The following is a 15,381-nucleotide window of genomic DNA, read 5'->3' as shown; positions in this document are numbered from 1 at the left end:
CCCGATCAGATGTCGAGGAAGCGCACATCCTTGGCGTTCTTCTGGATGAAGTTACGGCGGGACTCAACGTCTTCGCCCATGAGTGTCGAAAAAATCTCGTCGGCCGCGGCAGCGTCGTCGAGGTTGACCTGCATCAGTGTGCGGGTCTCGGGAGCCATCGTCGTTTCCCACAGCTCCTTGTAGTCCATCTCACCGAGACCCTTGTAACGCTGGATGCCGTTGTCCTTCGGAATCCGGCGGCCGGCGGCGGCTCCAGCGGCGAGTCGAGCGTCGCGCTCGTCGTCGCTGTAGACGTATTCGTGCGCAGCGTTCGACCACTTGAGCTTGAACAGTGGCGGCTGCGCGAGATAGACGTAACCGGAGTCGATCAGGGGACGCATGTATCGGAACAGAAGGGTCAGCAGCAGCGTGGTGATGTGCTGTCCGTCGACGTCGGCATCCGCCATCAAAACAATCTTGTGATAGCGAGCCTTTTCCGGGTTGAAGTCCTCACCGATGCCGGCACCGAATGCCGTGATCATCGCCTGGACCTCAGCGTTGCCGAGTGCGCGGTCAAGCCGCGCCTTCTCGACGTTGAGGATCTTGCCCCGAAGCGGCAGGATCGCCTGGGTCTCGGGGTTTCGGCCCTGCACAGCGGAACCGCCTGCCGAGTCACCCTCGACGATGAAGATCTCGGAGAGCGAAGGATCCTTTGACTGGCAGTCCTTGAGCTTGCCCGGCATTCCGCCACCCTCGAGGAGTCCCTTGCGGCGTGCGGTTTCGCGGGCCTTGCGTGCGGCCATCCGGGCGGTCGCTGCCTGGAACGCCTTACGGATGATCTCTTTCGCCTGGGCGGGGTTGCGCCCGAACCAGTCACCGAGCTGGTCGCCGACGACCTTCTGAACGAAGGCCTTGGCCTCGGTGTTTCCCAGCTTGGTCTTGGTCTGGCCCTCGAACTGCGGTTCGGCGAGTTTGACCGAGATGACGGCGGTCAGGCCCTCGCGAACATCGTCACCGGAGAGATTGTCGTCCTTCTCCTTGAGCAGGCCTTTTTCCCTGGCGTACTTGTTGACGAGAGTCGTCAGCGCCGCGCGGAAGCCTTCTTCGTGGGTTCCACCCTCGTGGGTGTTGATGGTGTTTGCGTAGGTGTGGACGCTCTCCGTGTATGCGGTCGTCCACTGCATCGCCACTTCGAGCGCAATCTTGCGGTTGTCGTCTTCGGTCTCGAACGAGATGATCTCGTCGTTGACGAGCTCAGCCTTGCGGGCGTGGTTGAGGTACTCGACGTAGTCGACAAGGCCACGCTCATAGAGGAAGACGTTCGACTGGTGCACGAGCTCGGGAGCAGCGCCGTCGACGGCGGGAGCCTCGACCAGGTGGTCGTCACGCTCATCGGTCAGAGCGATCCGAAGACCCTTGTTGAGGAACGCCATCTGCTGGAAGCGCATCTTGAGCGTGTCGTAATCGAACTCGGTCGTCTCGAAGATCTCGGCGCTCGGCCAGAACGTGATCGTCGTGCCCGTCTCGTCGGAGTCCTCGTCCTGGGACAGTGGCGCATCAGCAACACCGTCGTGGAATGTGGCACGCCACACCGACCCCTGCCTGCGAACCTCGACATCGAGTCGCGTGGAAAGAGCGTTCACCACCGAGCTGCCGACACCGTGAAGTCCACCGGAAACGGCGTAACCGCCGCCGCCGAACTTTCCGCCGGCGTGCAGGATGGTCAGAACAACCTCGACGGTCGACTTTCCCTCCGCGGGGTGAATGTCGACGGGGATGCCGCGGCCATTGTCCGTAACCCGGACGGCACCGTCCTTGAGAATGGTGACCTCGATGTTGTCGCAGTATCCTGCGAGGGCCTCATCGACAGCGTTATCGACGATCTCATACACGAGGTGATGCAATCCGCGGGGACCGGTTGAACCGATGTACATTCCGGGGCGCTTGCGTACGGCTTCGAGACCTTCGAGAACCTGAATCTGGCTTGCACCGTAGCTACTGTTGTCCACGGACCTGTCCGGTTCTGATGACATATGAAATTAGGCTCCAAACCGTGTTCTAACTCGACATGTCATTCTATCAAGAAGAACAGTGGTTCGGGGCAGAATCGCCTGTCTGAGCCGCTTTTATCAGCCAGTCCACCTGTTTTGACTGCCTAACCGTAGGTATCGCGCACGCCACGCCCCTGAACCGATCTGGGGCCGCGTTTGAAGCTTGGAACGTTGGGGCCTAGAAAACGGATGCTCTCGATGCCGGCTTGCGGGTACCGAACGGCGATGTGCGTCATGATCTCGACCCGCATAATCCGCAACTGCGTTGCCCACGCGGTCGACTCGCACTGCACGGTCAGGACACCGTTGTCGATTCCGACGGGGGTGGAGTGATTGGCCGTTTCTTCACCGGCGAGCGACGTCCAGTTGGCGACGAGTTCGGACTGAGCGAGGGGCGAATCCCAGCCGAGCTGGCTGGTAAGCGCCCCAACGATGTCGCCGAGCCCCTTCGGATCGCGCCCGGCACCGAATGGAACGCTCTCAGCGGCATCCGTTCGGCTCTTTCGCTTGGAGCGGGCGTAGTGCTTGTGGCCACCGAACAGCTCTTTGAACCGCACGTAAACCCGCGCTGCTTCGGCCCCTTTGTCGGAACCTGGCGTCGCATCAGACCCTCGCGTCACATCAGACACTGTCGCGCTCGCTCTCGGTCGCACTGATAACGGGACTGTCAATAATCCGTCCCGCCTCGATATGAACGGTATGGGCAGCGAGCTCCGCGGGCACGTCGTCGAGAACGGCGGCGGTGATGAGAACCTGTTCGAAGGTCGAGACCGACGACGCGAGGCGAGCACGCCTGTGTGAATCGAGTTCGGCGAACACGTCGTCGAGGATGAGCACCGGATCTCCGAGGCTGGAATCACGACGGAGGAGTTCAGCGGATGCCAGCTTCAGGGCGAGAGCGAACGACCAGGATTCGCCGTGGCTGGCATAACCCTTCACCGGCAGTGAATTGAGTTCGAAGAGAATGTCATCCCGATGCGGGCCGACCAGTGTGAGACCGCGCTCGACCTCACTCTTCCTCCGGGAGGCGAGGGCAGAGCGGAAGAGATCTGCCGTGGACAAATCACCTGGCTCGGCACGGGTTTCGGTCGCTGCCGCGCCGGTTTCCTCGGCATCGACACCGTTGATGGAGAGTAGTGGGGTCAGCGATGGGCGGTGGTCGTCACCGACAACCGAGGCATAAGCATCCCGGATTGGCTGGGACAGGGCTTCGACCAGACGCACCCGTTCGTCGATGATTTCGGAGCCGAAAACCACGAGGCGGTCATCCCAGATCTCGAGGGTCGTCAGCTGGTTCGCTTTCAGCCCCGAAGATCGCGCCGATTTGAGCAGGGAGTTGCGCTGTTTGAGTGTGCGCTCATAATCGCTCATCACGCCGGCGAGCCTGGGGGTGTGCAGCACGAGCAGTTGGTCGATGAACCGTCGCCTGGCTGACGGATCTCCGCGCACGATGCCGAGGTCTTCCGGGGCAAAGAGCACACTCGAGAAGTAACGGGGCAGTTCCCGCGGTTTGATCTGGCTTCGGTTGACCTGCGCGCGGTTGGCGCCGCTGCGATTGATCTGCACTTCCGCGAGGAGGTCACGACCGTTGTGCTGCAGGCGAGCCCTGATCACCGCGGCATCGGCGCCCGCGCGAATCAAAGCCTGATCGGTGGAAACCCGGTGCGATCCGAGTGTTGACAGGTACCCGAGAGCCTCGACGAGGTTCGTCTTCCCCTGGCCGTTTCGGCCGACGAAGAGGTTTGCCCCCGGTGCGAACGCCACGTCAGCTACCGCGTAGTTGCGGTATTCGCTGAGGTTGAGGTGGGTAACGATCACTGAGACAGGCTACCTGTGAACCACTGACGCGACTATTCGTCGCTCTTCTTCACGGCGTGACCGCCGAACTGATTGCGGAGAGCGGCAACCGCCTTCATAGCCGGTGAATCGTCCTGCCTCGAGACGAAGCGGGCGAAGATCGATGCGGAAATTGTGGGAACCGGAACCGCATTGGCCACCGCTTCTTCGATGGTCCACCTGCCCTCGCCCGAATCTTCCACATAGCCCTCGATTTCGGAGAGATCATCGTCTTCGTCCAGTGCACGGACGAGAAGCTCAAGCAGCCAGGACCGGACAACTGTGCCGCGCTGCCACGCTTTGAACGTGCCCGGAACATCCCGAATGATGTCCTCGCGCTTCTCGAGCAGCTCAAATCCCTCGGCGTATGCCTGCATGAGGGCGTACTCGATGCCGTTGTGGACCATCTTGGCGTAGTGGCCGGCACCGACTTCGCCGACGTGAACGAAGCCCTCTTCGCGAGGACCTTCGGGGCGAAGCGCATCGAAAACGGGCATTACCCGTTCAACCTGGGCCGCGGATCCGCCGACCATCAGGCCATAACCGTTCTCGAGACCCCACACTCCGCCGGAGACGCCCGCGTCGATGTAGTCGATTCCGTTGCCGGCGAGAAGTTCTGCGTGCTTGAAGTCTTCCGTGAAACGGCTGTTTCCGCCGTCGATCACGAGGTCACCCTCGTCCAGCAGGTTATTGAGTTCGCCGATGACATCGTCGGTGATTTTTCCGGCGGGAACCATGACCCACACCGTGCGTGGTGACGGTAGCACGGCCACCAGCTCGTCAACCGTCGCAACGTCCGTGACATCCGGATTACGGTCGAAACCTGTTACTTCGACACCGGCGGCGCGCAACCGCGTGCGCATGTTGCCGCCCATCTTGCCGAGTCCGATGAGACCGATATGCATGGTCAGCCCTTTCGTGAGGCGGGATGTCGCGGATTACGCAGCCAGGTCTGCTGTCGGTGTCTACCGGAGGAGGAGGTTGGGCTGAAGGAGGTACTTGAAGCTGTCAGCGCCCGGCTGGTCCTTGGACGACTGGCTCGTGATGAGCATCGGACCCGGCTTGTTCGTGTTCTCGCTCTTCGTGAAGGAGAATCGCACGAATTCGCTGCGAACGGCGGTCAGACCGTCGATGAGGAACTGTGGCTTGAGACTGAGCACGATGTCATCGCCGGTCAGCAGAGCGTCGAGCGATTCGGATGCCTGGGCGTGCTCGGATCCCACGGCTTCCATCGTGAGTCCATCGATCGTGAAGGTGAACCGAAGTGCTGCCTCGCGTTCGAGGACCAGTGAGACACGGCGAACAGCTTCGATCAGTTCGCCCGTGTTGATCACCGCGTAGTTGTCGGTGTTGTCGGGGAAAAGGCGCCGGACCGGGGGGAAAGATCCCTTGATCAGGAGCGACGTCACTGTCTTGTTGTCCGCGGTGAACGCGATGAGTTCCCGGTCGTCCTTGGCGGTGAATGACACCGAGATCGTCGCGGAGTGGCCGAAGGTCTTGCCGACCTCCTGCAGAGTTTTCGCCGGCACCAGTGCGGTGAGGCCTTCCGGGTTCGTGTTCTCGCCGTTGTCCCAGTCGATTTCACGGACAGCGACGCGATAGCGGTCGGTGGCGACCAGGCCGAGGCGGTTATCGGTGACCTGGAGCTGGACACCGGTGATGACCGGTGTCACGTCGTCCCGCGAAGCGGCAACTGCAACCTGGGCGACCGCTGCGGCGAAGTCTTCGCCCGGAACCAGGCCGGTCTGACCGCTGATCTGGGGAATGCTCGGATATTCCTCGACCGGCATGGAGAGGAGCGTGAAGTTGGCGGAGCCACAGCTGACCACGATGCGGTTCTCGTTTGTCGAAAAGACCACTGGTGCGTTGGGAAGCCGGCTTGCAATGTCGGCGAGAAGTCGGCCGGAAACCAGGACGGTCCCTGGCTCTTCGACCTGGGCGTTGATCTCGGTCTGGGCTGAAACCTCATAGTCGAAGCTTGAAAGCACAAGTCCTGTGTCGGTTGCTTCGATGAGCACACCGCTGAGGATCGGCAGAGTGGTTCGTTGGGGCAGAAGCTTCACGGCGAACGAAACCGCTTCGCTGAAGACATCGCGATTGACGCTAAACCGCACGGTGGATCCCCTGTCATTTCAAGGTACGAGTGGATCACCATGTTAGCCGGGTCTGAGAGAGCACGTCACACCCTCGTTGGGGCGAGGCTCGTCTCGCCAAAAGGTTATTGGCGGATTAAAAGTTTAAGAATTCTTTAATGGTCTTAACCGTTGTGGAAACTGTGGATAACTTTCTCGATGCGAGTAAATCAAAGGGAACCACACGGTTGTTACTTGTTGGCGCGTTGTGGAGTTGAGCAGGACAGAGATCCTTGCCGTTACTGGCATGTAGGCCGGTTGTGCACATTAAGAGCGGGTTCACTCACAGGCTCAGGCGAGTTATTCGAATTTCTTCCACAGGGTTATCCACACTGTGTAAGACTGCGACATCCTGTGGACTTTAACCGCGCCTGAGCACCGCTTTAACGGTTGAAGCGGTGGCCCTGCTTGATGCGACTGGTCAGTTCTGTGACCTGGTTGTAAATCGAGCGACGTTCCTGCATGAGGTCGGAAATCTTCTTATTCGCGTACATCACAGTGGTGTGATCGCGGTTTCCGAAGAGCTGGCCGATCTTGGGAAGCGAGAGATTCGTCAGTTCGCGGCACAGGTACATCGCGATTTGCCTCGACGTGGCGATCGCCTGTGACCGGCTGGATCCATAGAGGTCGTCGACGCTCAGCTTGAAGTAGGCGGCCACGATGTTGATGATGTCCACCGGCGAGATGACGTTGTCGTCGTCGAGGGTGATCAGGTCCTTGAGAACCGTCTGCACGAGGTTCATGTCGACGGGCGTACGGTTCAGGCTCGCGAATGCCGTCACCCGAATCAGGGTTCCTTCGAGTTCACGGATGTTGGATGAGACCTTGGACGCGATGAATTCGAGTACCTCGTCAGGAATTTGAAGCTTTTCGCTCTGCGCCTTCTTTCGGAGGATGGCGATGCGCGTCTCGAGGTCCGGAACCTGGACGTCGGTGATGAGGCCCCACTCGAAGCGCGACCGCATGCGGTCTTCGAACCCCGTGAGCGCCTTCGGAGGAAGGTCGCTCGTGATGGCGACCTGTTTGTTGTGGTCGTGCAGGGTGTTGAAGGTGTGGAAGAACGCTTCCTGCGTTTCGGCCTTGCCCTGGAGAAACTGGATGTCATCGATCAGCAGGATGTCGATGTCGCGATATCTCGACTGAAAGACGGAGCCCCTGTTGTTCGCGATCGAGTTGATGAAGTCGTTGGTGAATTCCTCGCTCGATACATAGCGAACGCGGATGCCCGGATACAGGCTCATCGCGTAGTGACCGATGGCGTGGAGGAGGTGGGTTTTACCGAGTCCTGAGTCGCCATAGATAAAGAGCGGGTTGTACGCCTTGGCGGGAGCTTCAGCGACAGCGACGGCCGCGGCGTGGGAGAACCTGTTGGATTGACCGATCACGAAGTTGTCGAAGGAGTACTTCGAGTTCAGCCGGGTGTCGTTCTGTCGCGCAGGAAGTGCTGTGTCGTGCATGGCCGGAGCTGTCGGACTCGGCAGGTAATTAGGTTGTTGCTGCTGCACGGGCGCCTGGGGAAGAGGTTCGTACTCTTCGTCGATGATCTCCGGATTCACGACCACCGCGAATGTTGATGCGCCGTGAGTTTCCTGCAGAGTGCCGATGGCGTTGAGGAGCGGTGCCCGCATCCGCATGTTGAGCTGGCCTGCGGTGAACTCGTTGGGAACCTCAAGATAGAAGGTCCCCGCCATGATGCCCTTGGGAACCACCAGGTTGAGGAACCCGTGGAGTGGGGGCGTGATTCGCTCGTCTGTAGCAAGTACATCGAGCACGGTCTGCCACGTTTGCGTGATGGACTCTTGCTCGTTTGACATGATTCCCTTACGAAGTTATTCACAGAGTTATCCACCGGACGTGCCAAAACGCGCGGATCTGTGGGGAACCGCATCGGTTGGGCTGGGGATAACTATTCCCTCACGGTAACGAATCAGCGTGAAAGGCCCAAATTTACAGCACAAAATGGCCCGCGTGTCAGAGAGTCCCGCCTGTGGAAACTGTGGATAATTGTTCTTTTGCGCTTCGCCGGTTTGACCACAGGAGTCGCAGGACGTAGGTTTAATCAGTTGACTTCTGCCCTCGGGCACCCAATTCTCCCTGCGTGCGATCAGCTGCAGCGGAAATTCCAAACGTGGAGTGAGAAATTATGAGCAAGAGAACTTTCCAGCCGAACAACCGTCGTCGCGCCAAGGTGCACGGTTTCCGTCTGCGCATGCGTACCCGTGCCGGCCGCGCCATTCTCGGCGCCCGTCGCCGCAAGGGCCGTACCGAGCTCTCCGCCTAGTCCAACCGCTTCTCCCCTGTTGTCATCGTGCTCGCCCAAGCGCAACGCATAACGAGCGCGGATGACTACAAACGGGTAGTCCGCAGGGGTCGACGGGCTGTGAGCGCGAACTGCGTCACGTACCAACTGATGAACCCGAACGGCGGTACTCCGCGGTTCGGGTTCATTGTTGCAAAAACTGTAGGAAACGCGGTGGTTCGCAATCGCACTCGTCGCAGGTTGAAGGCTATTGTGCACGACCTTGCACCGGAGCTGCCGGAGGGCGCTGAGTTTGTCTTCCGCGCTCTCCCGCCAGCTGCGACCAGCGACTTTTCCGGTTTGAAAGCGGAGATCCAGCACAGTACGGCGAAGCTGGTGGCGCGATCATGACCGGTGTGGTTGTCGACGAGTCCAACGTTTCGGGCCTGGCCCACGGCATCCTGTTGCTGCCGCGTAATGCTGCTGTCGCTGCGTTGATCGCTTACCGCACAGTCATTTCACCGCTTTATGGGGAAGTCTGCAGGTACTATCCCTCTTGTTCGGCCTACGCGATGCATGCCATACAGCAGCACGGCGTGACGGTCGGTTCCGGGCTTGCCGCTCTGCGGATCGCCCGGTGCCATCCCTGGGCCGCAGGTGGCGTCGATGATGCACCACAGAAAAAGAACTTCCGATACTCCGTGACCCCGCGTGGTTTCGTTGTAACAGCCAGCCACCGAAAGGGCTAACCCCGCATGGATCTCCTGTCGATCATCCTCTGGCCGCTGAAGTGGGTAGTGGAACTCATCCTCGTGGGCTGGCACTCGCTGTTCGCCTTCCTGGGGATGGCGCCGGAAGACGGCCTCACGTGGGTCCTCTCGATTGTCGGCCTGACGGTTGTTGTTCGTGCGGCGTTGATCCCGCTGTTCGTCAAGCAGATCAAGAACCAGCGACGGATGATGGAAGTCGCCCCCAAGCTGAAGAAGATCCAGGACAAGTACAAGGGAAAGAAAGACCAGTTCAGTCGCGAGGCCATGAGCCGCGAGACGATGGAGCTATACAAGAAGACCGGTACGAACCCGCTCGGGTCATGTCTCCCGCTGCTCGTTCAGATGCCCATCTTCTTTGCGCTGTTCTCGGTACTGAATGACTCACAGACCGGTAAATCCGGTGTCGGGCCCCTGAACGAGGCGCTGTCTGAGGAGTTCGGCTCCTCGTCGCTGTTCGACTTCGCGCCGCTGCACATGAGCTTCTCCTCGGCAATGAACGCTCCTGGTGGCCCTGAAGTCGGCGTGATGATTGTCGCGGCGATCATGGTCGTCCTGATGACGGCATCCCAGTTCATCACCCAGCTGCAGATCGTGTCGAAGAACATCTCGGAAGAGACCAAGGCGAGCCCGATGTTCAAGCAGCAGCGGATCCTGCTGTACATCCTGCCGTTCGTCTTCCTGTTCTCCGGCTTCGCGTTCCCGCTCGGTGTCATGTTCTACTGGCTGGTCTCGAACTTCTGGACCATGGTGCAGCAGTTCATCATCATCAGGCAGATGCCGATGCCAGGCACCGAAGCCGCCAAGGAGCGCGAAGAGCGCCTCGCTCGCAAGGGAAAGCTGAAGCCGTCCGAGTCCGGTGATGGTGACACCCTGGTCATCGAAGAGAAGCGACCGGCGCAGCGTCAGCAGCCCATGGGCAAGAACCGGGCGAAGAAGGTTGCGGCCAAGCCAGGCGCCGCCGGAGCGAAGCCGGCTAATCCCGCGAAGTCCGGCAATCCTGCCAAGGCGGCAGGGGCAACCCCCCAGGCCCAGGTGCCACCGAAGGCGCAGGCTTCGCCGGCCAAATCAGCGGGTTCCGTGGACCCGGCATCCGGAAATCAGTCCCCCAAGAACAACGGAAAGTAGTCCGATGAGCGACGTTATTCACGACCCGGCAGAGCTCGAGGTTGCACGGAACGACTCCCCCACGGCATCGCAACTCGAGGAAGAGGGCGACGTTGCGGCTGATTACATCGAGGAATTTCTCGACATCGCTGACCTCGACGGCGACATCGACATCGACGTTCGCAATGGGCGGGCGTATGTCGCAGTGACCGCGAGCGAAGGCAGCAACATCCGTTCGCTGTCGAAGCCTGACGTGGTCAGCGCCCTGCAGGAGCTGACCCGCCTCGCCGTACAGAGCAAGACCGGACAGTTCTCCCGCCTCATCCTCGACATCGGTGGCTCTCGCGATGCGCGTCAGGCGGAACTTACCGTTCTGGTCGACAGTGCCATTGCCCAGATCGAGGCCGGTGCAAGTTCCGCGGCTCTGCCCCCGATGTCGAGCTATGAGCGCAAACTCGTGCACGATGTGGTCTCCGAGCGGGGCTTCACGTCCAACTCCCACGGTGAAGGTCGCGACCGGCACACGGTGATCACCCGCGCCTGAGAGTGAGTCCATGTCGGGCTTGCGGCACCACACGGGGTCGGCTGGTCGTCGATGAGCGGACCGTCGCGCGGCACGATACGCGCCGGCCGTGGCTGCCAGCCCTCGAGAAAACGAAGAAATAGAGCACATGTCTGAACCGCAGCTCGAGCAGGAACCCGCATTTGCCGTCGATGTACTCGGCGCTCGACTCGAGGTAGCCCGCCAGTTCACGCAGAACCTCGCGGAGCACGGCGAAGAGCTCGGGTTGATTGGGCCGCTGGAGCTTCCCCGGCTGTGGTCACGTCACATCCTGAACAGCGCTCTCGTCGCTCCGCTCTTGCGGCCCGGCCTGGTCGGCGATGTGGGGTCCGGGGCCGGTCTGCCCGGGATCGTACTCGGTATTGCCCGACCGGATGTGCAGTTTGTTCTCATTGAGCCAATGGAGCGCCGCGTTGCTTGGCTAAATGATCAAGTCGGCCGGCTCGGACTGAGCAATGTGTCTGTTCTCCGTGCACGGGCTGAAGAGGTCAAGCTCGAGACGCCGTTGGACCAGGTGACGGCCAGGGCTGTCAGCGCATTCCGCAAACTGCTTCCACTGACCGCTCCCCTGCTGCGGGACGGCGGTGAACTGGTCCTGATGAAAGGCGCGAACGCCGAGGCGGAGATTGCTGCCGCACAGAAGGAAATGCGCAAGTACAAGGTGTCCAATGCCCGGGTTGAGGTCCTTGGTGAAGGACTGACTGACGATGTCACGCGTGTGATCCTCGGAACCGTTCGCGGTTAGGGCCCACATGGCCGGTCTCTCGGTGAGACCGAGCCGGAGAGCAACGTTGTGCGTGTCCTGAACCGGCCCGGTTCAGCTCTCTCAGAGCGATCCTAAGCCATGTCCGCGGCGTGCGGCCGCGGCATATTTGCCGTTTATCGGCCGGATCCTCCTGAAACCAGGCCCCGTTTCACGTGAAACATTTCTTGCGCAGACGTCGGGCGGATGATTCGGTCTCGGTCTCGGTCTCGGTCTCGGTCTCGGTCTCGGTCTCGGTCTCAGTCTCAGTCTCAGTATGAGTATCGGCGTCTGGTTGGCAGCGGCTTGTAATGCGCGCCGTCGACCTGAGGCTTCGCCGCACGTGCCCCGCAGCTGTGCGTGGGCATTTCCCGGAACAGAGTGCGCGGGCAGAACCTCGAACTCACGGGCGCTGGCTGTGAATGCAACGGCTGTTACATACGCGAAGCGAAAATCCGGCGCGATCGATATACCCGCCTTCCTGTCTTATAGTCGTGTAGTCGTGGCGCCCAAGCTGGCCGCGACGACACAGACGTAGCCCGTCGTGGTTTCACGTGAAACACCGCGGTTGCGGGTCGGCGTACTGGTGTGCCTTCTCGTTTGTCTAGGGGATCCGGTGCACCGCGGCGGGCGAACAACAGGATTGCCTGGTGGGGCATCCTGCTGATACACCGCTCCCCCGGGCCGGGGGCCGGCCGCAACCGCTGATGCTGCCCGTCGCAGTTGCCGAACGTGGGTCTTGCAACGGGTGCAGGATCCGTCCTCCGTTCTCCGTTCTCCGTGTTTCAGAGTTTCACGTGAAACTTCGCCCCCCCACGACAAGGCTGGCCGGTAGCCTGACGGGATTCGGCGCGCACCGTAGGTGGCGCCGGACGTTCCGGCAGCGTCCACCGGGCAGATCTCGTGTCCCCTCGTTGCCTCGTTGCCTCGCTGTCTCGTTGCCTCGTCGGCTCGTGGCATAGCCGCAAGTGTCGGTCCTGGTGGTCGAACGCGACAGTTTCACGTGAAACATCGGCTGTTCGCCCAGCGAGTTCGTGTCGGCGGCGTCGTGGCAATCACTCCCGCGCCGGGTCAGTGTGAAGCTTCCTCCTCGCAGCACCCGCGCGTTGATCATCGCTCCACCCCGCCATCGGCCACCAATGAATGACCACACGGCTCATGTCGGACCGGCACGACGCGGTTCGTCGCAGATCGGTAACCCAGTGGGCGTATCCCCGTGCGCCTTGTCGCGGCCGATTTGGGTCAAAAAGGTCGGGAAACAGGGTGTTTCAGCCCTGTGGGAGCCATCCTAAGCGCGTTTCACGGATCACCGGTGGGCCGTTTTTCGCCCCTTTTCACCTCTTTTGCTGCGAAAAGTCGGGCCTACTTTTCCCGAGGCACGTACAGTCACACACCCTCGCCTGGCTTGGGCCCGGCCATTCCCGCGCGCCGTGTTCAGTTGTGAACCTGACTCCGGACGGGCGAACGGCGGGCGAGCGGCAGCTTCCGACTGCGGCGCCCTCCGACTGCGGCGCCCTCCGACTGCGGCACCGGTCGACAGGTTGCGGCTGGTTTCACGTGAAACATCCAGAGCCTTGCGGGGTTCAGTTGCAGTGGTGCATGCCGGGCGGGAGGCTGCATCGCCACTCTGCGCATCACCCACTCGAATTGGGCAGGTCGTGCTGAGTATTCACATCCAGCTTGCGGTCCCATCCAGAGGCAGGGTTTCACGTGAAACAGTGCCGCTGTGGACGGCGTCGTTGAACCGGATCTGGCGCGCTTGTGGGTGCACGGGCGCAAGTGATTCGACCCCGTCGTGTCCGTCGATCCTGCAGCTGCATCAGTCAGACCGACGCAGGGGTTTCACGTGAAACATCCGTTGCACGCTGCGAAAGTCCCACCCCGAGGGCGGCGACCACGAGCCTATTTTCCGCCCGAAAGCGCGACAGGCGCACGCACAAACCTGCCGGATCGACATGGTCAGGTACGGTGGAAATTACGACAGGACGGAGCACGTTTCACGTGAAACATCCCCACACAGAAGGAGAGTCGGTGACGCAATCGCCCACCGCAGATGACTCATCGCCGCTCATGAGAGAGATCCTCGATCTCACTCACCGACGCAGGAATCTGGCAGAAATAACCGTCCCAAAGCCCGAAAAGACGCGGATCTTCACGGTTTCAAACCAAAAAGGCGGCGTGGGTAAAACCACGACGACCGTGAACATCGCGGCATCCCTGGCAAAGCTCGGAGCTCGGGTTCTGGTCATCGACCTCGACCCGCAGGGCAACGCGTCGACTGCCCTCGGCGTCGACCACCATGCTGATATCCCGAGCATCTACGACGTGCTCATCGACGACTTTCCCCTGGCAGATGTCGTGCAGCAGAGTCCGGAGTTCGACACACTTTTCTGTGCACCGTCGACGATCCACCTCGCCGGCGCGGAGATTGAGCTGGTGTCGCAGGTGGCCCGCGAGCACAGGCTCCGCACGGCGCTCGAGCAGTTCGTGCGGGAGTCCGAGGAGACGTATCACTACGTCTTCATTGACTGCCCACCCTCGCTGGGTCTGCTGACCATCAACGCATTCGTCGCTGCACGCGAGGTACTCATCCCCATTCAGGCCGAGTACTACGCCCTGGAGGGTCTCAGTCAACTGCTGAACAGCATCCGGATGATTCAAAAGCACCTGAATCCCCCACTCACGGTCAGCACCATCCTGCTGACGATGTTCGACACCCGAACGAACCTGGCACATCAGGTCGCCGACGATGTGCGCGCCCACTTCCCCGCTGAGGTACTCAAGACCATCATTCCGCGGGCGGTCCGCATCTCTGAGGCGCCCAGCTTCGGCCAGAGCGTGATTAGCCACGATCCCAGCGGCGTCGGCGCGATCTCGTACCTCGAGGCGGCCACCGAAATTGCGACGCGGGAGGCCGAGCGCGAGCGCGCGGCCCGTGAGACCGCGGACGAGAACACAAACGAACTGCTTACTGAAGGAGCACCACGCTAATGGCCGTGAAAAGAACTGGCCTCGGCCGCGGGATCGGATCCCTCATTCCCACGACGACACAGGAGATGACCGACAACGGTCGCCCCGTCGACGTCTTTTTCCCGCAGGCCAACCCGGCACGGACCACAGAAGACCCGGATCTCGTTGCGGTGCCCGGTGCCCGACTCGTTAATCTGGACCCGGCGGACATCATCCCCAACGCCGCACAGCCGCGCATCAATTTTGATGCAGACGATCTCGCCGAACTGGTGCACAGCATCCGCGAGGTGGGTGTCCTCCAGCCGATCGTGGTGCGGCCGCACCAGTCGAAGCGTGGCAAGTTCGAACTCATCATGGGCGAGCGTCGCCTCAGGGCCACAAAGGAAGTCGGCCTCGCCACCATTCCTGCTGTGGTCAAGGACACCGCCAACGAGGACATGCTGCGCGATGCGTTGCTGGAGAACCTCCACCGATCCAACCTCAACCCGCTGGAAGAGGCATCCGCCTACCAACAGCTGCTGGCGGACTTCGGCATCACCCAGGACGAGCTCGCAACGCGAATTGGCCGGTCACGGCCACAAATCACTAATACGATCCGCTTGCTCAAGCTCCCAGAATCGGTCCAGTCCCGCGTCGCTGCAGGAGTTCTGAGTGCGGGTCACGCCCGCGCGATCCTCTCGCTGGTCGAGCCGGAGCTGATGCTTCGGCTGGCGGAGAAGATCATCAACGAGGATCTGTCGGTGCGCGCGGCGGAGGCTGCTGCGGCGCAGATTCAGGGGCAGGCTCCCAAAAAGCCGAAGGCTGTTGGCGGAACTCGCCACGCCCACCTCGAAGAGGTCGCGGATCGACTGGGCGACCGGTTGAATACCCGGGTCAAAGTGAACCTCGGGGCGAGAAAAGGCCAGGTTACGATCGAATTCGCGACGATTGGAGACCTCAACCGCATCCTCGCAGAGATCGGCGAGCCCAGCTACGGAGCGTGACGTGGGCGCTGCC

At 61.0% G+C, this 15,381-nt stretch carries 13 protein-coding genes and 1 pseudogene; 8 read left to right on the top strand and 6 right to left on the bottom strand.

Features of this window, described 5'->3' with window-relative positions; all coding sequences use genetic code 11:
• Positions 1 to 5 precede the first annotated feature (5 nt).
• From gyrB to dnaA, 6 genes are all read right to left on the bottom strand, one after another.
• Positions 6 to 2,012 (bottom strand): DNA topoisomerase (ATP-hydrolyzing) subunit B, encoded by a 2,007-nt coding sequence (gene gyrB / locus AC1X6S_RS14910; RefSeq protein ID WP_108389780.1) that lies wholly within the window; start codon positions 2,010 to 2,012, stop codon positions 6 to 8.
• A gap of 122 nt (positions 2,013 to 2,134) precedes the next feature.
• The gene (locus tag AC1X6S_RS14905) at positions 2,135 to 2,650 is read right to left on the bottom strand and encodes a DciA family protein (RefSeq protein ID WP_483406532.1); all 516 of its coding nucleotides are present in this window, start codon (positions 2,648 to 2,650) and stop codon (positions 2,135 to 2,137) included.
• A gap of 1 nt (position 2,651) precedes the next feature.
• Positions 2,652 to 3,848 carry a DNA replication/repair protein RecF gene (gene recF / locus AC1X6S_RS14900; RefSeq protein ID WP_483406531.1) on the bottom strand — a complete coding sequence of 399 codons (1,197 nt, stop codon included), beginning with the start codon at positions 3,846 to 3,848 and terminating at the stop codon, positions 2,652 to 2,654.
• 32 nt (positions 3,849 to 3,880) lie between these two features.
• On the bottom strand, positions 3,881 to 4,771 hold the full coding sequence (gene gnd, locus AC1X6S_RS14895; RefSeq protein ID WP_483406530.1) for a phosphogluconate dehydrogenase (NAD(+)-dependent, decarboxylating): 891 nt from the start codon (positions 4,769 to 4,771) through the stop codon (positions 3,881 to 3,883).
• A 60-nt stretch (positions 4,772 to 4,831) separates the two neighbouring features.
• Positions 4,832 to 5,980, bottom strand: coding sequence for a DNA polymerase III subunit beta (gene dnaN, locus AC1X6S_RS14890; protein WP_483406529.1), 1,149 nt, complete (start codon positions 5,978 to 5,980; stop codon positions 4,832 to 4,834).
• 401 nt (positions 5,981 to 6,381) lie between these two features.
• On the bottom strand, positions 6,382 to 7,689 hold the full coding sequence (gene dnaA / locus AC1X6S_RS14885; RefSeq protein WP_483406720.1) for a chromosomal replication initiator protein DnaA: 1,308 nt from the start codon (positions 7,687 to 7,689) through the stop codon (positions 6,382 to 6,384).
• A gap of 452 nt (positions 7,690 to 8,141) precedes the next feature.
• Here dnaA and rpmH point away from each other — a divergent pair, with 452 nt between their 5' ends.
• The 8 genes and pseudogenes from rpmH (at position 8,142) to AC1X6S_RS14845 (ending at position 15,368) form a co-directional block, all read left to right on the top strand.
• On the top strand, positions 8,142 to 8,279 hold the full coding sequence (gene rpmH / locus AC1X6S_RS14880) for a 50S ribosomal protein L34 (RefSeq protein ID WP_010204566.1): 138 nt from the start codon (positions 8,142 to 8,144) through the stop codon (positions 8,277 to 8,279).
• Positions 8,280 to 8,306: 27 nt separating this feature from the next.
• Positions 8,307 to 8,648: a ribonuclease P protein component gene (gene rnpA, locus AC1X6S_RS14875; protein ID WP_483406528.1), complete on the top strand. Its 342-nt coding sequence runs from the start codon at positions 8,307 to 8,309 to the stop codon at positions 8,646 to 8,648.
• Entirely contained in the window at positions 8,645 to 8,986 is a 342-nt protein-coding gene (gene yidD / locus AC1X6S_RS14870; protein ID WP_483406527.1) for a membrane protein insertion efficiency factor YidD, read from the top strand. The genes rnpA and yidD overlap by 4 nt, the downstream gene beginning before the upstream one ends.
• 6 nt (positions 8,987 to 8,992) lie before the next feature.
• A pseudogene (yidC, locus tag AC1X6S_RS14865) lies at positions 8,993 to 9,949 on the top strand (membrane protein insertase YidC); the annotation flags it as partial.
• 187 nt (positions 9,950 to 10,136) lie between these two features.
• On the top strand, positions 10,137 to 10,655 hold the full coding sequence (locus AC1X6S_RS14860; RefSeq protein WP_483406526.1) for a Jag family protein: 519 nt from the start codon (positions 10,137 to 10,139) through the stop codon (positions 10,653 to 10,655).
• A 127-nt stretch (positions 10,656 to 10,782) separates the two neighbouring features.
• Positions 10,783 to 11,418: a 16S rRNA (guanine(527)-N(7))-methyltransferase RsmG gene (gene rsmG, locus AC1X6S_RS14855; RefSeq protein ID WP_483406525.1), complete on the top strand. Its 636-nt coding sequence runs from the start codon at positions 10,783 to 10,785 to the stop codon at positions 11,416 to 11,418.
• Positions 11,419 to 13,485: 2,067 nt separating this feature from the next.
• Positions 13,486 to 14,406 carry a ParA family protein gene (locus AC1X6S_RS14850; protein ID WP_483406719.1) on the top strand — a complete coding sequence of 307 codons (921 nt, stop codon included), beginning with the start codon at positions 13,486 to 13,488 and terminating at the stop codon, positions 14,404 to 14,406.
• Entirely contained in the window at positions 14,406 to 15,368 is a 963-nt protein-coding gene (locus tag AC1X6S_RS14845; RefSeq protein WP_483406524.1) for a ParB/RepB/Spo0J family partition protein, read from the top strand. Before AC1X6S_RS14850 ends, AC1X6S_RS14845 begins: the two co-directional genes overlap by 1 nt.
• Positions 15,369 to 15,381: the final 13 nt, after the last annotated feature.

The sequence above is a fragment of the Mycetocola sp. Y442 genome (assembly GCF_056898615.1).
The sequence above is the reverse complement of the archived record's forward strand: the minus strand, read 5'-3'. Positions and strand labels throughout refer to the sequence as shown.